Annotated in this window: 23 protein-coding genes and 1 pseudogene; 13 read left to right on the forward strand and 11 right to left on the reverse strand. The window is 72.6% G+C overall.

The window, feature by feature from the left end; genetic code table 11:
- The first annotated feature begins 56 nt into the window (after positions 1 to 56).
- The 3 genes from ACGFR9_RS15340 (at position 57) to ACGFR9_RS15350 (ending at position 3,993) form a co-directional block, all read left to right on the forward strand.
- Positions 57 to 1,394, forward strand: a complete 1,338-nt coding sequence (locus tag ACGFR9_RS15340; RefSeq protein WP_393207780.1) for an ABC transporter ATP-binding protein — start codon at positions 57 to 59, stop codon at positions 1,392 to 1,394.
- A 108-nt stretch (positions 1,395 to 1,502) separates the two neighbouring features.
- A complete protein-coding gene (locus ACGFR9_RS15345; RefSeq protein WP_393207783.1) occupies positions 1,503 to 2,891 on the forward strand; it encodes an aldehyde dehydrogenase family protein in 1,389 nt (462 codons plus the stop codon).
- A 16-nt stretch (positions 2,892 to 2,907) separates the two neighbouring features.
- A complete protein-coding gene (locus ACGFR9_RS15350) occupies positions 2,908 to 3,993 on the forward strand; it encodes a Zn-dependent alcohol dehydrogenase (protein ID WP_393207786.1) in 1,086 nt (361 codons plus the stop codon).
- Here the strand turns inward: ACGFR9_RS15350 and ACGFR9_RS15355 are convergent.
- The 3 genes from ACGFR9_RS15355 to ACGFR9_RS15365 form a co-directional block, all read right to left on the reverse strand.
- Complete coding sequence (locus ACGFR9_RS15355) at positions 3,990 to 4,955, reverse strand: DMT family transporter (RefSeq protein ID WP_393207789.1); 966 nt, start codon at positions 4,953 to 4,955, stop codon at positions 3,990 to 3,992. The genes ACGFR9_RS15350 and ACGFR9_RS15355 overlap by 4 nt on opposite strands.
- Positions 4,956 to 5,167: 212 nt before the next feature.
- Complete coding sequence (locus tag ACGFR9_RS15360) at positions 5,168 to 5,884, reverse strand: ArsR/SmtB family transcription factor (protein ID WP_393207792.1); 717 nt, start codon at positions 5,882 to 5,884, stop codon at positions 5,168 to 5,170.
- Positions 5,885 to 5,924: 40 nt separating this feature from the next.
- The gene (locus ACGFR9_RS15365) at positions 5,925 to 6,566 is read right to left on the reverse strand and encodes a TetR/AcrR family transcriptional regulator (RefSeq protein WP_393207795.1); all 642 of its coding nucleotides are present in this window, start codon (positions 6,564 to 6,566) and stop codon (positions 5,925 to 5,927) included.
- A gap of 88 nt (positions 6,567 to 6,654) precedes the next feature.
- On the opposite strand from ACGFR9_RS15365, the gene ACGFR9_RS15370 reads away from it, so the two are divergent.
- From ACGFR9_RS15370 to ACGFR9_RS15380, 3 genes are all read left to right on the forward strand, one after another.
- Complete coding sequence (locus ACGFR9_RS15370) at positions 6,655 to 7,806, forward strand: acyl-CoA dehydrogenase family protein (protein WP_393207798.1); 1,152 nt, start codon at positions 6,655 to 6,657, stop codon at positions 7,804 to 7,806.
- Between the two features lie 59 nt (positions 7,807 to 7,865).
- Complete coding sequence (locus ACGFR9_RS15375; protein WP_030227563.1) at positions 7,866 to 8,153, forward strand: YiaA/YiaB family inner membrane protein; 288 nt, start codon at positions 7,866 to 7,868, stop codon at positions 8,151 to 8,153.
- A gap of 71 nt (positions 8,154 to 8,224) precedes the next feature.
- Positions 8,225 to 8,854 (forward strand): TetR/AcrR family transcriptional regulator, encoded by a 630-nt coding sequence (locus ACGFR9_RS15380; RefSeq protein ID WP_030227566.1) that lies wholly within the window; start codon positions 8,225 to 8,227, stop codon positions 8,852 to 8,854.
- Here the strand turns inward: ACGFR9_RS15380 and ACGFR9_RS15385 are convergent.
- Positions 8,851 to 9,312, reverse strand: coding sequence for a MaoC family dehydratase (locus tag ACGFR9_RS15385; protein WP_393207803.1), 462 nt, complete (start codon positions 9,310 to 9,312; stop codon positions 8,851 to 8,853). The two genes, ACGFR9_RS15380 and ACGFR9_RS15385, sit on opposite strands and share 4 nt — an antisense overlap.
- A gap of 128 nt (positions 9,313 to 9,440) precedes the next feature.
- Between ACGFR9_RS15385 and soxR the strand changes: the two genes are divergently transcribed.
- Positions 9,441 to 9,905, forward strand: coding sequence for a redox-sensitive transcriptional activator SoxR (soxR, locus tag ACGFR9_RS15390; protein ID WP_393207805.1), 465 nt, complete (start codon positions 9,441 to 9,443; stop codon positions 9,903 to 9,905).
- Between the two features lie 349 nt (positions 9,906 to 10,254).
- Here soxR and ACGFR9_RS15395 read toward each other — a convergent pair whose 3' ends face one another.
- Together ACGFR9_RS15395 and ACGFR9_RS15400 are read right to left on the reverse strand one after the other, a co-directional pair.
- The gene (locus ACGFR9_RS15395; protein WP_393207808.1) at positions 10,255 to 10,857 is read right to left on the reverse strand and encodes a hypothetical protein; all 603 of its coding nucleotides are present in this window, start codon (positions 10,855 to 10,857) and stop codon (positions 10,255 to 10,257) included.
- 359 nt (positions 10,858 to 11,216) lie between these two features.
- The gene (locus tag ACGFR9_RS15400; protein ID WP_393207811.1) at positions 11,217 to 12,467 is read right to left on the reverse strand and encodes an exo-beta-N-acetylmuramidase NamZ domain-containing protein; all 1,251 of its coding nucleotides are present in this window, start codon (positions 12,465 to 12,467) and stop codon (positions 11,217 to 11,219) included.
- A gap of 167 nt (positions 12,468 to 12,634) precedes the next feature.
- Here ACGFR9_RS15400 and ACGFR9_RS15405 point away from each other — a divergent pair, with 167 nt between their 5' ends.
- The 3 genes and pseudogenes from ACGFR9_RS15405 to ACGFR9_RS15415 all read left to right on the forward strand — a co-directional run bounded on the left by ACGFR9_RS15405 (position 12,635) and on the right by ACGFR9_RS15415 (position 14,452).
- The gene (locus tag ACGFR9_RS15405) at positions 12,635 to 13,408 is read left to right on the forward strand and encodes an SDR family oxidoreductase (protein ID WP_393207814.1); all 774 of its coding nucleotides are present in this window, start codon (positions 12,635 to 12,637) and stop codon (positions 13,406 to 13,408) included.
- A gap of 59 nt (positions 13,409 to 13,467) precedes the next feature.
- Positions 13,468 to 13,881, forward strand: a pseudogene (locus tag ACGFR9_RS15410) (hypothetical protein); the annotation flags it as partial.
- Positions 13,859 to 14,452, forward strand: a complete 594-nt coding sequence (locus ACGFR9_RS15415) for a TetR/AcrR family transcriptional regulator (RefSeq protein ID WP_393207817.1) — start codon at positions 13,859 to 13,861, stop codon at positions 14,450 to 14,452. The pseudogene ACGFR9_RS15410 and the gene ACGFR9_RS15415, both read left to right, overlap by 23 nt.
- Before the next feature lie 456 nt (positions 14,453 to 14,908).
- Here ACGFR9_RS15415 and ACGFR9_RS15420 read toward each other — a convergent pair whose 3' ends face one another.
- The gene (locus ACGFR9_RS15420) at positions 14,909 to 16,123 is read right to left on the reverse strand and encodes an acyl-CoA dehydrogenase family protein (protein ID WP_393207820.1); all 1,215 of its coding nucleotides are present in this window, start codon (positions 16,121 to 16,123) and stop codon (positions 14,909 to 14,911) included.
- Positions 16,124 to 16,128: 5 nt separating this feature from the next.
- The gene (locus tag ACGFR9_RS15425) at positions 16,129 to 17,151 is read right to left on the reverse strand and encodes a phosphotransferase family protein (RefSeq protein WP_393207823.1); all 1,023 of its coding nucleotides are present in this window, start codon (positions 17,149 to 17,151) and stop codon (positions 16,129 to 16,131) included.
- A 165-nt stretch (positions 17,152 to 17,316) separates the two neighbouring features.
- Here ACGFR9_RS15425 and ACGFR9_RS15430 point away from each other — a divergent pair, with 165 nt between their 5' ends.
- Complete coding sequence (locus ACGFR9_RS15430; RefSeq protein ID WP_393207826.1) at positions 17,317 to 18,243, forward strand: NADP-dependent oxidoreductase; 927 nt, start codon at positions 17,317 to 17,319, stop codon at positions 18,241 to 18,243.
- 109 nt (positions 18,244 to 18,352) lie between these two features.
- On the opposite strand, the gene ACGFR9_RS15435 is transcribed toward ACGFR9_RS15430, so the two are convergent.
- The 3 genes from ACGFR9_RS15435 to ACGFR9_RS15445 form a co-directional block, all read right to left on the reverse strand.
- Positions 18,353 to 18,712, reverse strand: a complete 360-nt coding sequence (locus ACGFR9_RS15435) for a DUF202 domain-containing protein (RefSeq protein ID WP_393207829.1) — start codon at positions 18,710 to 18,712, stop codon at positions 18,353 to 18,355.
- Complete coding sequence (locus ACGFR9_RS15440) at positions 18,700 to 19,092, reverse strand: YidH family protein (protein ID WP_393207832.1); 393 nt, start codon at positions 19,090 to 19,092, stop codon at positions 18,700 to 18,702. Before ACGFR9_RS15440 ends, ACGFR9_RS15435 begins: the two co-directional genes overlap by 13 nt.
- Positions 19,093 to 19,174: 82 nt before the next feature.
- Entirely contained in the window at positions 19,175 to 19,699 is a 525-nt protein-coding gene (locus tag ACGFR9_RS15445) for an NUDIX domain-containing protein (protein WP_393207835.1), read from the reverse strand.
- 223 nt (positions 19,700 to 19,922) lie between these two features.
- On the opposite strand from ACGFR9_RS15445, the gene ACGFR9_RS15450 reads away from it, so the two are divergent.
- Together ACGFR9_RS15450 and ACGFR9_RS15455 are read left to right on the forward strand one after the other, a co-directional pair.
- A complete protein-coding gene (locus ACGFR9_RS15450; protein WP_393207838.1) occupies positions 19,923 to 20,873 on the forward strand; it encodes a hypothetical protein in 951 nt (316 codons plus the stop codon).
- 64 nt (positions 20,874 to 20,937) lie between these two features.
- Positions 20,938 to 22,479 (forward strand): APC family permease, encoded by a 1,542-nt coding sequence (locus tag ACGFR9_RS15455; protein ID WP_393207841.1) that lies wholly within the window; start codon positions 20,938 to 20,940, stop codon positions 22,477 to 22,479.
- Positions 22,480 to 22,548: the final 69 nt, after the last annotated feature.

Below are 22,548 nucleotides of genomic sequence, written 5' to 3' on the forward strand. Positions count from 1 at the left end.
TCCCCTGCGGCCCGCAGGGGACGTTCCGCGCCCTGAACCGCCCCGGGGGCACCCGAATGACACGCGCCATCTCCCTGCACGACGTGAGCAAGGCATTCACGCGAGGCGTCCCCGTCGTGGACCGGCTCTCGCTGGACATCGCGCCCGGTGAGTTCCTCGTCCTGCTCGGCCCCTCCGGCTGCGGCAAGTCCACCGTCCTGCGGATGATCGCCGGACTGGAGGAGATCGACGACGGCCGGCTGTTCCTCGACGGCGAGTACGCCAACGACCTGCCCCCCTCCGACCGCGACATGGCGATGGTGTTCCAGAACTTCGCCCTGTACCCCAGCATGACCAGCCGCGACAACATAGGCTTCCCCCTCCGCATCGAGTCCCCCGGCGCCGACCCCGCCCCGCGCGTCGACGCCACCGCCCGGATGCTCGGCATCGAGGACCTCCTCGACCGCTTCCCCGCCCAGCTCTCCGGCGGTGAACGCCAGCGCGTCGCGATGGGCCGGGCCATCGCCCGCCACCCCTCCGCCTTCCTGATGGACGAGCCGCTGTCCAACCTCGACGCCAAGCTCCGCAACCGACTGCGCGCCGAGATCTCCCAGCTCACCCGCGAACTGGGCGTCACCACCGTCTACGTCACCCACGACCAGGCCGAGGCGATGTCGCTCGGCGACCGTGTCGCCGTCCTGCGTGGCGGCGTCCTTCAGCAGGTCGGAACCCCGCGCGCGGTGTACTCCCTGCCGAGCAACGTCTTCGTCGCCGCGTTCATCGGCACCCCGCGGATCAATCTGCTGCGCGGCCTGGTGCGCGCCCCGCTCGACGGGGCGATGACCATCGGTCTCGGCAAGCAGTTCCTGCGCCTGCCCGAACCCCTCAGCCTGGACCACCGGCTGCTCAGGGTGCAGCAGGGCCGCGAGGTCATCGTCGGCCTGCGCTCGGAGGCCGTACGGATCGCCAAACCGGCCGCCGCCCGCACCGGCGAGGTGGCGCTCACCGGACTGGTGGAGCACCTGGAGTTCCAGGGACACGAGGTCCTCGTGCACTTCAACACCGGCTCCAGCCCCGCCGTCGTCCCCGAACTGGAGGCCCCGCGCCCGAGTCCCGAGCGCCCCGACCGGCGCCGCCGCCGCGACGGCACCGTCCTGCACCGGCTGCGGGTACGGGCCGGGGCGCGCCGCGCGGGCACCGTGGCGACGCTCGACCCACCGGGACAGACACCCCGCCCCCCGTCCACCGAGCCGCGCGTGCCGGGCGACCTCATCGTCCGCACCACTCCCGACATCCCCCTCCGGCACGGCATGCAGGTGCCGCTCCTGGTCGACCTCGCCCACCTCTTCGTCTTCGACCAGAGCGGCGAACGGATCTGCCCCAGCCCGGCCCGGCTGCCCGACCTGGAGGAGTGACACCGCCGTACGGAGACCCCTGGCGCGAGAAAACTAACACCGCTAGTTTAGGAGCCGTCGGCCGAACCGAGCGGCCGGACAGCGACGCCCCGCCCCGGAGGAAGCGCGATGAAGGCATACGACGGCATGTACATCGACGGCGCCTGGCGCCCCGCCGCCGGTCCGGACGTGATCGAGGTGGTGAACCCGGCCGACGAACAGGTGATCGCCACCGTCCCCGCGGGCACCGTCGAGGATGTCGACGCCGCCGTACGCGCCGCCCGGGCGGCCCTTCCCGGGTGGGCCGCCACCCCGCCCGCCGAGCGCGCCGCCCGGCTGGCCGCGCTGCGGGACGTGCTCGTGGCGCGACGGGCCGGGATCGCCGAGACGGTGACCGCCGAACTCGGCTCGCCGCCGAAGCTCTCGGACGCCGTCCACGCCGGTGTGCCGATCGCCGTGACCGGCTCGTACGCCGAACTGGCGGCGACGTACGCCTTCGAGGAGAAGGCGGGCAACTCGACGGTGTTCCACGAGCCCGTCGGCGTGGTCGGCGCGATCACCCCCTGGAACTACCCGCTGCACCAGATCGTCGCCAAGACCGCCCCCGCGCTCGCGGCCGGCTGCACGATCGTCGTCAAGCCGGCCGAGGACACCCCGCTGGTCGCCCGGCTGTTCGCCGAGGCAGTGCACGAGGCCGGGATCCCGGCGGGCGTGTTCAACCTCGTCACCGGTCTCGGCCCGGTCGCCGGGCAGGCCCTCGCCGAGCATCCGGGCGTGGACCTGGTCTCCTTCACCGGCTCCACCGCCGTGGGCCGCCGCATCGGCGCGATCGCCTCGGGCATGGTGAAGAAGGTCGCCCTCGAACTCGGCGGCAAGTCCGCCAACGTCATCCTGCCCAGCGCCGACCTGGCCCGCGCCGTCAACGTCGGCGTCGCCAACGTGATGTCCAACTCCGGCCAGACCTGCAGCGCCTGGACCCGCATGCTGGTCCACGAGGACCGCTACGACGAGGCCGTGGAGCTCGCCGCGGCCGCCGCCGCCAAGTACGGCGACCGCATAGGCCCCCTCGTCAACGCCAAGCAGCGGGAACGCGTACGGGGTTACATCGACAAGGGCGTCGCCGAGGGCGCCCGGCTGGTCGCCGGCGGCCCCGACTCCCCGCACGAGAAGGGCTATCACGTCAGCCCCACGGTCTTCGCCGACGTCACCCCGGAGATGACCATCGCCCAGGAGGAGATCTTCGGCCCCGTCCTGTCGGTCCTGCGCTACGCGGACGAGGAGGACGCCCTGCGCATCGCCAACGGCACCGTCTACGGTCTGGCCGGCGCCGTCTGGGCCGGGGACGAGGCGGAGGCGGCGGCCTTCGCCCGCCGTATGGACACCGGCCAGGTCGACATCAACGGCGGCCGCTTCAACCCGCTGGCCCCCTTCGGCGGTTACAAGCAGTCCGGGGTGGGCCGCGAACTCGGCTCGCACGGTCTCGCCGAGTACCTCCAGACCAAGTCCCTCCAGTTCTAGGGGAGTCACAGCCGCCATGACCGTACGTGCCGCAGTTCTGCCCGCCGTCGGAGCCCCGCTGGAGATCACCGGGATCGATCTGCCCGACCCGGGCCCCGGCCGGGTCCGCGTCCGGCTCGCCGCCGCCGGGGTCTGCCACTCCGACCTGTCCCTGTCCGACGGCACCATGCGACTGCCGGTCCCGGCCGTCCTCGGCCACGAGGGCGCGGGCACGGTCGTCGCCGTCGGCGAGGGCGTCGGTCATGTCGCGCCCGGCGCCGGCGTGGTCCTCAACTGGGCTCCCTCCTGCGGCAGTTGCTCCGCCTGTGCGCGCGGCGAGGTGTGGCTGTGCGCGGGCGCCCTGGCCGGCGCCGCGGAGGTGCACGCCCGGCGCGCCGACGACGGCACCGACCTGTACCCCGGTCTGAACGTCGCCGCGTTCGCCGAGGAGACCGTGGTGCCCGCGTCCTGTGTGCTGCCCGCCCCGGACGGCGTCCCGCTCACCGACGCCGCCCTGCTCGGCTGTGCGGTGCTCACCGGCTACGGCGCCGTCCACCACTCCGCGCGGGTCCGGCCCGGCGAGCGGGTCGCCGTGTTCGGCGTCGGGGGAGTGGGCCTCGCCGCCGTCCAGTCGGCGCGGATCGCCGGCGCGTCCACGATTGTCGCGGTCGACGTCTCCCCGGAGAAGGAGGAGCTGGCGCGGGCCGCGGGCGCCACCGACTACGTCGTCGCCTCCGACACCACCGCCCGGCAGATCCGCTCCCTCACCGGCAAGGAGGGCGTGGACGTGGCGGTGGAGTGCGTCGGTCGCGCGATCACCATCCGCACGGCCTGGGAGTCCACCCGGCGCGGTGGACGCACCACGGTCGTCGGCATCGGCGGCAAGGACCAGCAGGTCACCTTCAACGCCCTGGAGATCTTCCACTGGGGCAGGACCCTCTCCGGCTGCGTCTACGGCGACTCCGACCCCGCCCGCGACCTCCCGGTCCTCGCCGGCCACATCCGCGCCGGACGCCTGGACCTTTCCACCCTGGTCACCGACCACATCGCCCTGGACGGCATCCCCGCCGCCTTCGACAACATGCGTGCGGGCAAGGGCGGACGGGCGCTGGTGGTGTTCTAACGCGGCTCGCGGGCGGTCTCCTCCCGGCCGACCGGGGGCGTCGCCGGGGGAGCGGCCACCCGCGCCGCCGCCCGCGACCGGGACCGCGACACCGCCACGCCCGCGAGGCACAGAACACCACCCACCAGCGTGAGCGCGCCCGGAACCTCGCCGAGCGCCAGCCACGACATCAGCACGACGAGCGCGGGCACCGCGTACGTGGTCGCGCCCATCCGGCTCGCGGTCGTACGGGCCAGGGCGTAGGCCCAGGTGGTGAAGGCGAGAGCGGTCGGGAACACGCCCAGATAGACCATGTTGAGCGTGGCGGACAGGGGCGCGTCGGCCGCCTCGCCCACCAGTTGCCCGGCGAACGGCAGACACGCCACCGCCCCCACCAGACACCCGTACGTCGTCACCTGCAACGGGCTCGCCGCACCCAGGGCCGGCTTCTGCGCGACCACGCCTCCCGCGTACGCCACGGCCGCCAGCAGGCACAGCACCACCCCGAGCACCGACGACCCGCCCTCGCCGGACATCGACAGCCCCACCGTCACCGCGCCGGCGAACGACACCGCCATCCCCGCCAGCAGCCGCGGCGGCATCGAGTCCCCGAGCAGCCGGGCGCCGAGCAGGGCGATGAGGATCGGCCCGATGTTCACCACCAGCGCCGCCGTACCCGCGTCGACCTGCTGCTCACCCCAGTTGAGGGCCACCATGTAGAACCCGAACCAGAGCAGCCCCGATATCAGGATCCCCCGCCACGCGGCCCGCGGCGGGGGCCCCTCCCGCCGCAGCAGACAGAGCACCCCCAGCGTCAGCGCCCCGGCCAGCAGCCGCCCGAGCGCGAGCGCCCCCGGCGAGTACGCGGCCCCCGCACTGCGGATCGACACGAACGCGGAGGCCCACAGCACGACCGTGACACCGGCCGCACCGGCGGCGAGCACCTCCGGCCTGGGGGCGGAACGGGAGGAGAGCTTCATCATGCTCCAGAGGCTAGAAGGGGACAGTGGCAGAACGCCCGCGGATTTCCGACGAGGGGGTGCGGGTCGGCGGAGGGCCGGCGTGCCGGTCGGCGCGGTGTCTCCGTGCCGGCTTCCGGACGGGGGCGTGACGGTCGGCACAGGGTTCGCGCGGCGGCTTCGTCGGTTGGGGCGCGCCGGGCGGTGCAGGGCCTCCCCGGACGGAGGCCCGCCGGTCAGCGCAGCACCTCCGCCTCGATCCCCAGCAGTTCGGACAGCGCGCGTTCGCCCGCCGCCGTCACCTTCACCGCGCGTTCGGTGCCGATGCGCACGCACCACCCCGTGTCGAGGGCGTGCCGGCACAGGGCCGCGCCCGCCACCCCGGCGAGATGAGGGCGGCGCTCCGTCCAGTCCAGGCAGGCGCGGGCCAGCGGACGGCGGCCCCGGCGGTCCAGCCCGATACCGGCCGTACCGAACCACCGCAGCCCCGCGTCGGTGAGCGCGAACCCGGTGTCCTGGCGCAGCAGCCCGCGCCCGGTGAGCGCGTCGGTGACGGCGATGCCGAGCCGCCCGGCGAGATGGTCGTAGCAGGTGCGCCCGCGCGCCATCGCCGAGCCGGCGCCGGCCTGCCGCAGGGTGCGCGGGCGTGTGCCCGGTGCCACCCGCGCGGCCAGGTCCTCCACCAGTTGCGCGATCCGCGCGTCGGCCAGCCGTACGTACCGGTGCCGGCCCTGCCGTTCCTCGGTGAGCAGCCCGCCCGCGACCAGTCTGTCCAGGTGCTCGCTGAGGGTGGACGCGGCGACACCGGCGTGCCGGGCCAGCTCGCCCGCCGTCCAGGCCCGTCCGTCCAGCAGCGCCAGCAGACATACGGCCCGCGTCTCGTCGGCGACCAGCGCGGCGAGCCGCGCCAGACCGGCCGCCCGGGGGTTCTCGGTGGTCATGCCCCCCAGCATGGGCCACGGACACTTCGGCGCTCACCGAAGTGTCCTGGGGCTAGGTCGTGGCCCGCGCCTGCTCGTACTGCAGCGCCAGGCCGTCCAGCAGTGCCGTGAGTCCCGCCTCGAAGGCGCGTTCGTCGATCTTCTCCTGCTGCTCGGCGAGCAGATGGGCTTGTCCGAGGTGCGGGTAGTCCGCGGGATCGTACGCGCTCGCGTCGTCCACGAAACCGCCCGCGAAGGAGCCGAGCGCGGAGCCCATGATGAAGTACCGCATCAGCGCGCCGATGGAGGTGGCCTGCGCGGGCGGCCAGCCCGCCTCGACCATCGCGCCGTAGACCGCGTCGGCCAGCCGCAGCGCCGCCGGACGGCGGCCGGGACCGCGGGCCAGCACCGGGACGATGTTCGGATGATCGCGCAGCGCGGCCCGGTAGGAGACCGCCCAGTCGTGCAGCGCGGTCCGCCAGTCCCGGGCGTCCTCGAACATCGACAGGTCGACCAGCGCGCTCACCGAGTCGGCCACCGCCTCCAGGATCTCGTCCTTGGTCCGGAAGTGGTTGTAGAGGGAGGGCCCGCTCACCCCCAGTTCCGCGGCGAGCCGGCGCGTGGAGACGGCCGCGAGGCCCTCCGCGTCCACCAGCGCTCGGGCCGTACCGACGATCCGGTCGGTGCTCAGCAGGGGCTTGCGCGGTCGGGCCATGGCGCACATAGTAGGACCGCGACCAGAAACTAGCAGTGCTAATTTAAATGTGCACGTTCTCAGCGGCTTTCCCATGGGGTGACTCGGTATGAATCTGGAGCTCAGCGAGGAGCAGGAGGACGTCCGCCGGCTCGCCCGGGACTTCGTGGAGCGCGAGGTGGTGCCCCACGCCACCGCCTGGGACCGCGCCGAGGAGGTCGACCGCGGCATCGTGAAGAAGCTCGGCGAGGTCGGCTTCCTGGGCCTGACGATCGACGAGGAGTACGGCGGCAGCGGCGGTGACCATCTCGCGTACTGCCTGGTCACCGAGGAGCTGGGCCGCGGCGACTCCTCCGTGCGCGGCATCGTCTCCGTCTCCCTCGGCCTGGTCGCCAAGACGATCGCGGCGTGGGGGAGCGAGGAGCAGAGGCGCGCCTGGCTGCCCGGCCTGACCTCCGGCGAGTACGTGGGCTGCTTCGGCCTCACCGAGCCGGGCACCGGCTCCGACGCCGGCAACCTCACCACCCGCGCGGTGCGCGACGGCGACGACTACGTCCTCGACGGAACCAAGATGTTCATCACCAACGGCACCTGGGCCGACGTCGTCCTGCTCTTCGCCCGCTCCACCGGCGCCCCCGGTCACAAGGGCGTCTCCGCCTTCCTCGTCCCCACCGACACTCCCGGCCTGACGCGCCGTACCGTCCACGGCAAGCTCGGCCTGCGCGGCCAGGCCACCGCCGAACTCGTCCTCGAGGGCGTGCGCGTGCCCGCCTCCGCGATGCTGGGCGAGGAGGGGAGGGGCTTCTCCGTCGCCATGTCGGCCCTCGCCAAGGGCCGGATGTCGGTCGCGGCCGGCTGCGTCGGCATAGCGCAGGCCGCCCTGGACGCGGCCGTGCGGTACGCGGGGGAGAGGGAGCAGTTCGGCAAGCCCATCGCCCGACACCAGCTCGTCCAGGAGCTGATCAGCGACATCGCCGTGGACGTCGACGCCGCCCGGCTGCTCACCTGGCGGGTCGCCGACCTGATCGACCGGGGCCGGCCCTTCGCCGTCGAGTCCTCCAAGGCCAAGCTCTTCGCCTCGGAGGCCGCCGTCCGCGCCGCCAACAACGCCCTCCAGGTCTTCGGCGGTTACGGTTACATCGACGAGTACCCGGCCGGCAAACTCCTGCGCGACGCCCGCGTGATGACCCTCTACGAGGGCACCAGCCAGATCCAGAAACTGGTCATCGGCCGTGCGCTGACCGGGGTTTCGGCTTTCTGAGTACGGTCTGAGTACCTGAGCGGATGTGGCCGCGGCCACATCCGCCGATTCTTGTCCCCATGAGCGACACACCGGTCAAGCAGCAGAGCACGGCCGCCTTCTACGGTCAGGCCGTCGCGTCCTTCGGAGTGGCCCTGGGCGCCACCGCGGTCGGCATCTTCAACCTCCAGACCGACGCCTGGGTCCGTGCCTTCCTGGGCATCGCGGTCCTGTACCTCGTCACCTCCGCCTTCACCCTCGCCAAGGTCATCCGTGACCGCCAGGAGGCCGGGCAGATCGTCAACCGGGTCGACCAGGCCCGGCTGGAGAAGATGCTCTCCGAGTACGACCCGCTGCAGAAGCTGTGACGGAGGGTGCGCTAAGCGCCCGCTCACCCTTGCCGGTATGGTGTTGCCCCTGTCAGCGAATGGGGTGAGCGATGAGTACGGCGGAGGAGACGGCCGGCGGTGAGGCGCAGCCGTGGGGTGAGGTCACGCCCGACGCGGCCCGACGGCTGCTGCTCGCCGCAGTGGAGGCGTTCGCGGAGCGCGGCTATCACGCCACCACGACCCGCGACATCGCGGGCCGCGCCGGGATGAGCCCGGCCGCGCTCTACATCCACTACAAGACCAAGGAAGAGCTGCTCCACCGCATCAGCAGGATCGGCCACGAGAAGGCCGTCGAGATCCTGCGCACGGCGGCCCGCGCCGAGGGCAGCCCGACCCGGCGGCTCGCCGAAGCGGTCAGCTCCTTCGTCCGCTGGCACGCGGGCGGCCGCACCACCGCCAGGGTCGTGCAGTACGAACTCGACTCGCTGGGCCCCGAGGCCCGCGCCGAGATCGTCGGGCTGCGCCGGCAGGTCGACGCCGAGGTGCGCGGGATCATCGAGGAGGGCGTGCGCTCCGGCGAGTTCGACGTCCCCGACGTGCCGGGCACCACGCTCGCCGTGCTCTCCCTCTGTATCGACGTGGCCCGCTGGTTCAACGTCGACGGCCCCCGCACCCCCGAGGAGGTCGGCGCGCTCTACGCCGACCTCGTGCTCAGGATGGTCGGGGCCGCACGGGGCTAGAGGTAGTAGCGGGCCACCGACTCGGCGACACACACCGGCTTGTCGCCGCCCTCGCGCTCCACGGTGAAGGCCGTGGCCACCTGCACCCCGCCCTGCACCTCGTCGACCGAGGTGATCGTCGCGGTCGCGCGCACCCGTGAGCCGACCGGTACCGGGGCGGGGAAGCGGACCTTGTTGGTGCCGTAGTTGACACCCATCTTCACGCCCTCCACCGCGATCAGCTGGGGGCCGAACAGCGGGAGCAGCGACAGCGTGAGATAGCCGTGCGCGATCGTCGTCCCGAACGGTCCCGCCGCCGCCCTTTCCGGGTCCACATGGATCCACTGGTGGTCCCCGGTGGCCTCGGCGAACAGGTCGATCCGCTTCTGGTCGACCTCCAGCCAGTCGGTGTACCCCAGCCGCTCGCCCACCGCCGCCTTCAGTTCGGCGACGGACGTGAAGATCCTCGGCTCTGCCATGTTCCGGCCTCTCGCGTCACGTGGTCGCAGCGCATCGGTATGCGCATGCTAAGCAACTGCTTAGCATGGTGCGCCGGGCAGTCCCTGTCAACGGAACCGGCCGCCGGACGGGTGGGTAGGGTTCGGGGGTGCACCGGATTCCCGAGAAGATCCACGAGCTCACGGTCGGCCAGCTCTCGGCACGCAGCGGGGCCGCGGTCTCGGCCCTGCACTTCTACGAGTCCAAGGGCCTGATCAGCAGCCGCCGCACCTCGGGCAACCAACGCCGCTACAGCCGTGACACCCTGCGCCGGGTCGCCTTCATCCGCGCCGCCCAGCGGGTCGGCATCCCGCTCGCCACGATCCGCGAGGCGCTCGCCGAGCTGCCCGAGGAACGCACGCCGACGCGGGACGACTGGGCGCGGCTTTCGGAGGCGTGGCGCTCGGAGCTGGACGATCGCATCCGGCGGCTCAACCGTCTGCGTGATCACCTCACGGACTGCATCGGCTGCGGCTGCCTCTCGCTGGACAGCTGCGTCCTCTCCAACCCCAACGACATCTCCGGCGACCACCTCACCGGCTCCCGCCTACTCCCGGAACCGGACCCCCACTGACCCATACGAACGCCCCCACGCCCCCGCTTCTCCGCGCCCCCTCGCGCACTCCGCGTAGCCTCCGCCCAGCCGTGGGCAGGCGTACCGCGGGGCGGCACGGGTGGGCGCGACGGCACCCCGTCGGCTCACGGGCGTCGGCGCCCGGGTGTTCGTGGACGGTCAGGACTTCGGCGGTGACGCGCGGTGTCGACACCAGGACGGCTCCGGGACTCCCAGGTGCGTTTCATCGCGTTCGACCGTCCATGGAGCAAGGCCCTGGAACGAGCGATGTGCCCCCTGCTGCCGTCCTCGGAGCCAACGGGGGTGCGGCATCCCCGGCGCACCCCCATGCCCCGTTGCTCCCTGCCTCTCAGGCCGAGACCAGCAGCCTCGCGCTGCGGGCGTCCGCCAGGGCTCCGGGGGTGAGGACGGGGCGCGGTACCAGGATCCCGCAGCCCGTGCAGACCGGGCCCGTCGACGGCTCGTGATCCAGGTCGTAGCGCCACATGAGCCGTTCCCCCCGGCACACGGGGCACGCCGCACCCGGCTCCCGCTCCAGCGCGGCTATCAGCCGCCGCAGCACCTCCGCCAGCGGCTCACGCGGATGCACCCGCGGGTCGTCGCACCAGGCCACACCGAAACCGCCCCAGGTCAGCCGGTGCCAGTCGTCCACACTGCCCGGCCTGCGCAGCCCGTCGTGCTTCTCCTTCCTGCGGCGGTCGGCGAACTCCACCTCGTAGGCCAGCCAGACCACCCGGGCCTCCTCCAGTTCGTCCAGTGCGGCCACGAGCCGCGCCGGGTCGACGGAGCGGTCCTCGGGATCGAACCCGGCCCGCGCGCACAGATGGTCCCAGGTCGCCCGGTGCCCATAGGGAGCGAACCGCTCAAGGCACTTGCGCAGCGAATAGCGCCGCAGCGCCAGATCGCTCCGGGGATCTCGGACCTGTCTCGCCAGACTCCGGAAACCGGCCATCGTCCTGCACCTCCGTCACACCTGCACCTGTAATCCGGTCACTTCGGCGTCGTCGAACGGACGTCGCCGAATAGACGTATCGACACGCGATTCGGCTCCATCCTTTTTTCGATGGCCCCCATCAGCCGGCCGCGGGGACCCACCGGTCAACTCCGGTGGCCCCTGCTTCAGTTGTGGTCGCACACGGGGATACCGGCGGTAACCCGCTCCCTGCCTTCCCCGCGGGGAGAAACCTCTCCCCGACAGCCTGAGAACTCCCCGCGACCTCTACGGGTTCCTGAACATCGGACCGATATGCGTGCCCGACGGAAAACGGCGGCGGGCCACCGCCCACCGCCGTCCGCCGCGCATCCGCCCGCTCAGCGGTACAGCAGGTACCCCCGCCGCATCCGCCGGAACCCCGCCAGCTCCTCCCGCCAGCCGGCGACCACCTCGTCCGTGTCCGCGCCCGCGTCGATCATCGTGCGTACGCGCGTGGAGCCGGTGAGCCTGTCGATCCATTCGTCCGGACGCCAGGCGAACCCGCTCCACGACCGCTTGGCGCTGATCAGCAGCCCGATCCCGGTCCGCACCGGATCGAACGCCGCGCGGTCGTGCACATGCAGCTGGACACCCCCGATGGTCCTCCCCTGGAACTTGGAGAACGTCGGCGCGAAGTACGCCTCCCGGAACCGCACGCCCGCGAGCCCCAGCGCGTTCGCCGCCTCCGCCCAGCGCCCGTCGATCCCCTCCGCGCCCAGCAGCTCGAACGGCCGGGTGGTCCCGCGCCCCTCCGACAGGTTCGTCCCCTCGAACAGACAGGTCCCGGGGTACACCAGCGCCGTCTCCGGTGTCGGCATGTTCGGGCTCGGCGGCACCCACGGCAGCCCGGAGGCGTCGTAGAAGTCCGACCGCCGCCAGCCCGACATCGTCACGGTCTCCAGCGGCACCGGCGTGGTCAGGAACTCCCCGTTGAACAGCCGTGCCAGCTCCGCGACCGTCATCCCGTGCGCCTGCGAGATCGGCTGCCGTCCGACGAACGTCGCGAACTCCTTGTGCAGCACCGGCCCCAGCGCGGCCCGCCCGGTGACCGGGTTCGGCCGGTCCAGTACGACGAACCGCCTGCCCGCGAGCGCGGCCGCCTCCATGCAGTCGAACAGGGTCCAGATGTACGTGTAGAAGCGCGCGCCGACGTCCTGGATGTCGAAGACGACCGTGTCCACGCCGGACGCGGTGAAGACGTCGGCGAGCGCCTGACCGCTCTTCAGGTACGTGTCGTACACGGGCAGACCGGTCGCCGGGTCGTCGTAGCGGCCCTCCGACCCGCCCGCCTGGGCGGTGCCCCGGAAGCCGTGCTCGGGACCGAAGACGGCGGTCAGGGCCACCCGGTCGTCGGCGTGCATCACGTCGACGATGTGCCGCACCTCCCGGGTGATGCCCGTCGGGTTGGTGACCACGCCCACGCGCTGCCCGTCGAGCAGCGCGTAGCCGTCCGCGGCGAGCCGGTCGAACCCGGTGCGCAGCCCCCGGCCGGGCCCGTGCCCCGGCCCGGACGCGGCGGCCGCCGGTGCGGCGGAGGCCGCCACCGCGGCCGTGGTGGTGGCGAGCAGGCTCCGTCTGGACAGCTTCATACGGTGACCTCCGTGATCGCGGCGGGTGTCATGAGCACGCACGCTAGCGCGCGTGACCGCGCCGGGGAACGCACCGCACCGGGCCCGCGCCCAACACCCCTTCCACCGGGCATACCGACCGGTTAGTCTGACGCCCGAACCGCTGGGAGCCGCGTCGAAGGAGTCCGATGGTGCAAGCCGAGCAGAGTGCGAAGGTGGTCGTCACGGGGGCCGGGGGCGGTATCGGGGCGGCACTCGCCCGCCGCTTCGCCGCCCAGGGGGCGCGGGTCGTCGTCAACGACCTGGACGCCGGCCGGGCGAAGGCCGTCGCGCAGGAGATCGGAGGCCTGGCCGTGCCGGGCGACGCCTCCTCGATCGTTGCCAAGGCCCGGGACGCGCTCGGCGGCACGGTCGACGTGTACTGCGCCAACGCGGGCGTCGGACGGGACGGCGGGGAGCCCGGCGAGCCGCTCGACGAACAGGGCTGGGCGCTCTCCTGGGACGTCAACGTCATGGCGCACGTCCGCGCGGCGCACGCACTGCTCCCCGACTGGCTGGAGCGCGGCAGCGGCCGCTTCGTCTCCACCGTCTCCGCCGCCGGACTGCTCACCATGATCGGCACCGCCCCCTACAGCGTCACCAAGCACGGCGCCTACGCCTTCGCCGAGTGGCTGTCACTGACGTACCGCCACCGCGGGGTGAAGGTCCACGCGATCTGCCCGCAGGGGGTGCGCACCGACATGCTCGACGCCACCGGCAGCGCGGGCGACCTGGTCCTCAAGCCGACCGCGATCGAACCGGAGGACGTGGCCGACGCCCTCTTCCGCGGTATCGAGGAGGACCGCTTCCTGATCCTTCCGCACCCCGAGGTCGCCGAGTACTACCGCACCCGCGCCACCGAACCGGACCGCTGGCTGACCGGCATGAACCGCCTCCAGCAGCAGTGGGAGGCCACCCGGTGACCGCCTCCCGCTACGCCGGCCAGCCCTGGCTGAGGGGCTGGTCGTCGAGCAGGGCCGGCCTCCGCGTCGTCGCCCGCGAGAAGGACATGATCAACGCGTCCGCCGGGGGTCTGGGGGTGTCCCCCAGAGAACGCAGCAAGGCGTGGCCGCGCGAGGTCGAGGACGTCCTCCACACGCACCCGGCGGTGCGCGAGGCCGCCGTCGTCGGCGTCCCCGACGGCTACCGCGGGGAGACCGTCAAGGCCTTCATCGGCCTGCGCCCCGGCGCCGAGGCCGACCCGGACGCGCTCGCCGCCCACCGCAGGGAGAGACTGGCCGCCTACAAGTATCCGCGCCAGGTGGAGATCCTGCCGGAGCTGCCGAAGACGGCCAGTGGGAAGATCCTCCGGCGGGAACCGCGTTCCCCGGCCCAGGAGAACCAGCAGCGACACGGAAAGGCGGGTGGCGGAAGTGCCCAGGACGACGGACGGTGACGGGACTCCCGTGCCACAGCGGCTCCTGGCCGCCGCCACCCGGCTCTTCGCCGAGCAGGGTTACGACCGCACCTCGGTGCAGGAGATCGTCGAGGCGGCCGGCGTCACCAAAGGGGCCCTCTACCACTACTTCGGCTCCAAGGACGACCTGCTCCACGAGGTGTACGCGCGCGTGCTGCGCCTCCAGCAGGAACGCCTCGACCGGTACGCGGACGCCGACGAGCCGATCGAGAAGCGGCTGCGCGGCGCGGCGGCCGACGTCGTCGTCACCACGATCGAGAACCTCGACGACGCGTCGATCTTCTTCCGCTCCATGCACCACCTCGGCCCGGAGAAGAACAAGCAGGTACGCGCCGAACGCCGCCGCTACCACGAACGCTTCCGCGCGCTGATCGAGGAGGGCCAGCGCGAGGGCGTGTTCTCCACGGCGACCCCGGCCGACCTGGTGGTCGACTACCACTTCGGCTCCGTGCACCACCTGTCGACCTGGTACCGCCCCGACGGCCCGCTCAGCCCGCAGGAGGTCGCCGACCATCTGGCCGACCTGCTGCTGAGGGCCCTGCGTCCCTGACGCCCGCGGGACGGCCCGTCAGCCGGTCGAGCAGGGCCACCGCGGCCGGGTCGCGCGGCCCCGGCCCCGGCCGGCACCACCGTGCGCCCCGGCGGCCCCGCCCGCTCACCGATCGGCCGGGGCACGAACGCCACCCCGGGCGTCGGCCCAAACCGGCTCCACCAGCAGCCCCGCCTGCGTGACGTCACACGTGACGCGACGCCGCAGCCCGCAGTGCGCGGCCGGCCGCCGCACGGCCGTCTCCGGACCGGCTCCTCCGCCGGATCCGTGATCAGGGTCCGGCCGGCCGCGGCGAGCGGATCTCACATGGCCCTGTGGACCATGCCCACGCCCATGTCCCCGAGCTCCCACCGCGGCCGGCTGCCGGCCCGCAGTCCCCTGCCGCCTGTGCGCCTTCCCGCGGGCACCGGCGCCGACGGACCACGCACCGGTCCGGCGGCTACCGGAGCCCGGGCCTCACAGGTACTTCTTCAGCTCCCGCCGGGCCAGTGAGCGCTGGTGCACCTCGTCCGGGCCGTCGGCGATCATCAGCGTGCGCGCCCCGGCGTACAGCTCGGCCAGCGGGAAGTCCTGGCTGACCCCGCCCGCGCCGTACAGTTGGATCGCCCGGTCGAGGATGCCGACGACCGTACGCGGGGTCGCGATCTTGATCGACTGGATCTCCGTGTGGGCGCCCCGGTTGCCGACCGTGTCCATCATCCAGGCCGTCTTCAGCACCAGCAGCCGCAGCTGTTCGACCGCCACCCGCGCGTCCGCGATCCAGTTCTGCACCACGCCCTGCTGCGCCAGCGCCTTGCCGAACGCGTCACGCGCCACGGCGCGGCGGCACATCAGCTCGATGGCCCGTTCGGCCATGCCGATCAGCCGCATGCAGTGGTGGATCCGGCCGGGGCCGAGCCGGGCCTGCGCGATGGCGAAGCCGCCGCCCTCCTCGCCGATCAGGTTCGACACCGGCACGCGCGCGTGGTCGAAGACCACCTCCGCGTGACCGCCGTGGTAGTGGTCCTCGTAACCGAACACCCGCATGGCGCGCTCGATCGTGACACCCGGCGTGTCGCGCGGGACGAGCACCATGGACTGCTGCCGGCGGATGTCCGCCCCGTCCGGGTCGGTCTTCCCCATCACGATGAAAACGGCGCAGTCCGGGTGCATCGCCCCGGAGATGTACCACTTACGGCCCGTGATGACGTACTCGTCGCCGTCCCGCTCGATGCGCGTGGTGATGTTGGTGGCGTCCGAGGAGGCCACGTCCGGCTCCGTCATCGCGAACGCGGAGCGGATCTCACCGGCGAGCAGCGGCTCCAGCCACTGCTTGCGCTGCGTCTCGTCGCCGAACTGCGCCAGCACCTCCATGTTCCCGGTGTCCGGCGCCGCGCAGTTGGTGACGGTCGGGGCGATCTGCGGGGAGCGGCCCATGATCTCGGCGAGCGGCGCGTACTGGAGATTGGTGAGCCCGGCACCGTACCCGGATTCGGGCAGGAACAGGTTCCACAGCCCCTGCCGGCGTGCCTCGGCCTTCAGCTCCTCCACCACGGGCACGTTCTCCCACGGCGAGTCCAGCCCGGCCCGCTGTTCGTGGGCCACCGCCTCGGCCGGGTAGACGTACTCGTCCATGAAGGCGAGCAGCCTGCCGCGCAGTTCCTCGGTGCGCGCGTCGAACGCGAAGTCCATGTCCGTCAGCCTTCCTGAAGAGTGGTCAGACCGTGCTGGATGAAGACCGGGACCAGATCGCCGATGCGGTCGAAGCCGCGGCCGACCGTCTGGCCCAGCGTGTAGCGGTAGTGGATGCCCTCCAGGATCACGGCGAGCTTGAACCAGGCGAACGCCGTGTACCAGGACACCGCGGCGACATCGCGCCCCGACCGCGCGGCGTACCGCTCGATCAGCTCGGCCGGCGTGGGGTGCCCGGGCGCCTCGGCGGTCGTGGAGACGGGGGAGTCCGGCGTGCCCAGCGGCATGCTGTACATCACCAGCAGCCCCAGGTCCGTCAGCGGGTCCCCGAGCGTGGACATCTCCCAGTCGAGAACGGCCCTGATCCGGTCGTCCGGTCCGATCAGCGCGTTGTCGAGGCGGTAGTCGCCGTGCACCACGGCCGGCGCGGGGGAGTCCGGCAGCTCGCGGCCGAGCGCCGCGTGCAGCTCGTCGATCCCGGCCAGCTCACGGTTGCGGGAGGCGTCCAGCTGCTTGCCCCAGCGCCGCAGCTGCCGGTCCAGGAACCCCTCGGGCCGCCCGAAGTCCCCGAGCCCCACCTCGACGGGGTCGACGGCGTGCAGCTCGACGAGCGTGTCCACCAGGTTCAGCACCGCGTCCCGGGTGCGCCCGGCACCGAGCGGGGCGAGCTGGCCGGCCGTCCGGTACGGGGTGCCCTCCACGAACTCCATGACGTAGAACGGCGCCCCGAGCACCTCCTCGTCCTCGCACAGCAGCACCGTGCGCGGCACCGGCACGGCGGTGGGCTGCAGCGCGCTGATCACCCGGTGCTCGCGCCGCATGTCGTGCGCGGTCGCCAGCACATGGCCGAGCGGAGGCCGCCGTACGACCCACTTCGAGGTGCCGTCGGCGACCGCGTAGGTGAGGTTCGACCTGCCGCCCTCGATCAGCCGGCCGGTGAGCGGGCCGTCGACCAGGCCGGGCCGCTCCCGTTCAAGCAGGCCGCGCAGCCGGTCGAGATCGAGTCCGGGCGGGTGGTCGGGGCTCATCGTCGCTCCTACGGGCAGGCGAACAGTACCCGCCTATGATGCCGACCGGTCGGTATGCCGTCCAGAGCGGCAGCCCAACGTGATCGGGCCCACGATGCCACGCGAATGGCGTATCTCGAGCCGTTCGGCTTGCACCGGGGGCGCGCACCCCGGAGGGTCGGACCCATGAAGGCGATCAGCTACGCACGGTACGGCGGCCCCGAGGTGCTCGGACTCGGGGAGGTCGACGACCCGGCGGTCGGTCCGGACTCGGTGCTGGTGAAGGTGCGGGCGGCGGCCGTCAACCCGGTCGACTGGAAGTGCCGCGAGGGCTATCTCGACTCCGTACTCAAGCCGGTGTTCCCGGTGATCCCCGGCTGGGACGTCTCGGGCGTGGTCGTCCGGCCCGGGCCCGCCGTACCGGAGTTCGCGGCCGGCGACGAGGTCATCGGCTACGTACGCGAGGACATGCTCTCCCGGGGCACCTTCGCCGAGTACGTGGCCGCCCCGGTCCGCACCCTCGCCCGCAAGCCGCGCAGCCTGTCCTTCGAGGAGGCGGCCGGCCTTCCGCTGGCGGGACTCACCGCGTACCAGGTACTGCACCGTGTCCTCGACGTCAAGCGGGGTGAGACCGTCCTGGTGCACGCGGCGGCCGGAGGCGTCGGCTCCGTCGCCGTACAGCTCGCCGCCCACCTGGGCGCCCGTGTCATCGGCACGGCGAGCGAACACAACCACGACTTCGTGCGCGGGCTGGGCGGCGAGCCGGTGACATACGGCGAGGGCCTGGTCGAACGGGTGCGGGGACTGGCCCCCGAGGGCGTGGACGCGGTCTTCGACTCGGTGGGCGGGGACGCCCTGAAGTCCTCGGCGAACCTCCTGGCCCCCGAGGGCCGCCTGGCCTCGATCGCCGACCCCGAGGTGGTCACCTACGGCGGCCACTACTGGTTCGTCCGCCCCGACCCCCAGGACCTCCAGCACCTGGCGGACCTGGCCGACCAGGGCACGGTGAAGATCCACATCGCGGAGACCTTCCCCCTGGAGGAGGCGGCGGCGGCCCACCGCCTGAACGAGGAGGGCCGGACGAGGGGCAAGATCGTGGTGAGGGTGAGCTGATCTCAGCCTGTCCGGCGTTTGAGGACGAGGCCCGAAGGGCCGAACGGGGGGTCTGGGGGCGCAGCCCCCAGGGACGGGACGGGAAGGGGCGGCGGGGGCGAAAAGGACTTCACCCCTCCACCACGATCACCACCCCGCACACCACCATCGCCACCGTGCACAACACCGCCCCGGCGGCAGCCCGGGGTGCCATGACGACCGGCCCCCCACCACCCCCACCCCCACCCACCAGCCCCCGAATCCGCCGATGGGCGACCGCCAGAAACCCCAGCCACCCGAAACAGCACACCGCGCACGCGACAACCGCGCCCACGGACCCCCCACCCGCCAGCGCGGCCCTGCCCGCCAGCACAGCCACCACCGTCCCCGACAACGTCGTACGCCGCCAGGCCAGCCGAGTCCGCTCGGGCTGCAGCCCGGGATCCCGCTCCACCACCCCCCGCGGCAGCGCCCCGCTCACCCCTCCCATCCCACCAGCACCACCACGACCATCACACCCGCCACGACCGCCACCACCAGACTCAGCAGAGCCGGAAACCGCGACACCGGCAGATCCTCGCCCCGCCGCATCGCCCGCTCGCACCGCACCCAGTGGTTGACCGCCCGCAACGCGCACAACGCGCCCGCCGCCAGCAGCGCCAGCGCCAGCCCGACCCGCCACCCCCACCGCAGCTCCGGCAGGAACTGGTCCACGGCGAACCCGCCCCCGATCAGCGCGAGCGCGGTACGCAGCCACGCGAGGAACGTCCGCTCGTTCGCCAGGGAGAACCGGTAGTCGGGCGTGGCGCCCTCCCGGCGCACCTCGCCGGGCGCGAACCACAACCGGACGTTCCGCACAAAGTCGATCACCCCGCGACCCTACCGGGACCACTCCGGCACCACCCCGGCGGCCGGCAACCCACCCCTGCTCAGCCCGGGAACGAACCCCTGCTCAGCCCTCCGCCGACCGCCCCGCGCGATACGCCTTGAACCGCTCGTACGCCGCCACCCCGTCCGGAGTCCACTCCCACTCCCCGAGCCGCCGCTCCAGCTCCGCCTCGGACAGGAAGTCCCACCACGCGACCTCCTCGGCCTGTGGCCGCACGGCCCCGACGCACCGCACCTCGTACACCGCCGACCACCAACTCCGGCCCCCCTCCCCGTCGTACCGGAACGTGAAGGCGTACTCGGGGCGCGGCAGCCCGCTCACCCCCAGCTCCTCCTCCGCCTCCCGCAGCGCGGCCTCGTCGTAGCTCTCGCCGGCCCCGACGACACCGCCGACGAACATGTCGTACAGGGAGGGAAAGACCAGCTTCGTCGGCGTACGCCGATGGACGAAGATCCGCCCCTCCGCATCCCGCGCGAGGATGAAGGCGCAGCGGTGGCGCAGTCCGCGCTCGTAGGCCTCCCCGCGCGGGGACCGTCCGACGACCCGGTCGTTCTCGTCGACGATGTCGATGATTTCCTCGGCACTCATGCACCCATCCAACCAGCGGACGCCCCTCGCCCCCGCTGTCACAAGTAGCCCGTCCGTGACCGCAGTTGACGCGTGTAATACCGAGGGTGCCCTTGACGTCATCCGTTGGCTGACGGTTTGCTGTGAGTGATCAGCTCATGGCGTTCGGCAGCCGACCACTGCCATCACCGACCACCGGCCGTGAGCGGACGACCACAAGAAGAGTGCGTGAGGAAGTTCCGCGGTGCCCCCACCCCCGCCTCCCCTCGGCCGTGCCCGCAGAAGGGCGGCACATGCCTTCGACGAGGCCTTGGACGATGCCGAACTCGTCGCCGCGCGGACCGCGTTGGCGCAGGGCCGGTGGCAGAGCACCCGTTCACTGCTGGTCCGCACGGGGGAGGACTGGGACCGCAGGGGCCACCGGATCACGGTGCTGGCGGGGGAGCCGTACTGCGCCGCCTGGACCCGTGAGTGGCTGCTCGCCGAACCCGACTCCGCCGACGCGTCGGTGCTGCTCGCACTGGCCCAGGTGCGGCGTGCGCTGCGCGGCAAGGAGAAACCGGCCCGCGCCCGTGAGGCCTGCGTCGAAGCGGCGGAGCCGGTGCCGGCCGACCCCACCCCCTGGCTCGGACTGCTCCTGCTGGAGAGCGCCCAGGGCGCCGAGGGCGACGTGGTCCGGGTCTTCGAGCAGGTGCGCACCCGGTACGCCGATCACCACCACGCCCACCACCTCGTGGTCGCCTGGCTCGCGGAGCGCCGCGTGGAGGCGGGCCCCGACCCGCTGCACGAGGTGTACGACTTCGCCAACTGGGCCGCCGAACAGGCGCCCGCCGACTCCCCGCTGGCCATCCTCCCGGTCATCGCGCACGCCGAGCGCTACCGCACCCTGGCCGCCGCCGGGCACGAACCCGCCGACCCGGTCGCCTCCGGCCACTGGGTCGGCCGCCGGGCCCGGCAGGTGATGAAGGCCGCCTTCGACTGGTGGCTGGAGTGGGAGCACGAAGGCCACCCGCGCCGCCTGGTCGACCTCAACTTCCTCGCCCACGCCAAGGTCTGCGAGGGCCGCGGTGCCGAGGCCGCCGCCCTCTTCCACCGCATCGGGGACCACGCCACCCGCGACCCCTGGTCCTACCCGGCCCGTGACGCCCTGACCGCCTTCCGCACCGCCCGTGCCGCAGCCCTGGGCACGGCCTGACCCCGGCCCCATCCCCCACGTCCCTGTACGCCGACAACCGCAACCGACCAAGGACGGCCGTTCGATGACGACTGACAGTTCGAGCACGAGCAGAGCCACAGCCGACGGGATCAGCACCTTCAAGGGCCAGGAGCGCGCCCTGCGCGCCGACCGCCTCGGCACGGGGGGCCTGCTGCTCTCCGTCCTCGCCGCGACCGCCCCCCTCATGGTGGTCGCCGGTGTCATGCCCACCACATTTGCGGTGATGGGCATCGTCGGCCAGCCGCTCCTCTTCGTCGCCCTCGGCGTCGTACTGGTCCTGTTCAGCCTCGGCTACGCCGAGATGAGCCGGCACGTCCACAACGCCGGCGCTTTCTACGCCTACATCTCCCGGGGCCTCGGCGGCACCGCCGGAGCGGGCGCCGCCATGGTCGCCCTCGTCGCCTACAACTCCCTCCAGGTCGGCATCTACGGCATCTTCGGCTTCGAGGTCTCCGGTCTCTTCGCCACCTACGCCGACCTCGAGGTCGCCTGGTGGATTCCGGCGCTCGTGGCCGTGCTCGCCGTCGGCGCGCTGGGCTGGCTGAAGATCGACGTCAACGCGCGCGTGCTGGGCGTGCTGCTGGTCATCGAGGTGCTGCTGGTCGTCGTCTTCGACATCGCCGCCGTCGCCGACCCCGGCAAGGAGGGTCTGTCGCTGCACGCCTTCAACCCGGACACGCTCACCGGCGCCGGCGTCGGCACCGCCCTGTGCTTCTGCATCGCCGCCTTCCTCGGCTTCGAACAGGCCCCCGTCTACGCCGAGGAGACCAGCAGGCCGCACGAGGTCGTCCCCCGGGTGATGTTCCTCGCGGTCACCGGTGTCGCCGTCTTCTTCGCCTTCAGCAGCTGGGCCCTCACCGTCGCCACCGGCCCCTCCGGGATCGTCGGCGCCTCCCAGGAGCAGAGCGCGGGACTGCTGTTCTTCCTCACCGAGGACCGCCTCGGCTCCACCTTCACCGACGTGCTGCACATCCTCTTCGTGACCGGCATGTTCGCGGCCATGCTCAGCTTCCACAACGTCGTCGCCCGGTACGCCTTCGCCATGGGCCGCGAGAGCCTGCTGCCCGCCGCCTTCGGCCGTACCACCGGCACCAGTGGCGCCCCCGGCACCGGCTCGCTGCTGCAGACCGGCATCGCCGCCGCGCTGGTCCTCGCCTTCGCCCTCACCGACGACAAGCCCACCGGAGACCCGACCGCACCCGTGCTGCACCTGTTCACCTGGGGCGGCAACATCGGCGCGCTCGGCGTGATCGTGCTGATGGCGATCGCGTCCCTGTCCGTCGTCGTCTTCTTCGTCCGGCGCGGCGCCGCCGGCGCGCAGAGCTGGCGGCTGGTCACCTCCGCGCTCGCCGGCCTCGCCCTGGTCGTCATCGCCGGCTACACGGTCAAGGACTTCGACGTCCTGGTCGGCGCGGGCCCCGGCTCCGCCCTGCCCTGGCTGCTCCCCGGCATCATCGGGCTCGCCCTCGCCGTCGGCCTCGTCCAGGGCGCCGTCCTGCGCTCCCGCGACCCCGGCAAGCATGCCCGCATCGGGCTCGGCAACGAGGCGTTCCAGCTGGAGAGGGAGGCCGAGCGCACCTCGTAGCGCGGCGGCTTACGAAAGTCTGACGGGCACCCCCCGGTCCCTGGCCCACGGGGACGCGGGGTGCTCGAA

The sequence above is a fragment of the Streptomyces sp. NPDC048584 genome (assembly GCF_043199595.1).
Lineage (GTDB): Bacteria > Actinomycetota > Actinomycetes > Streptomycetales > Streptomycetaceae > Streptomyces > Streptomyces edwardsiae.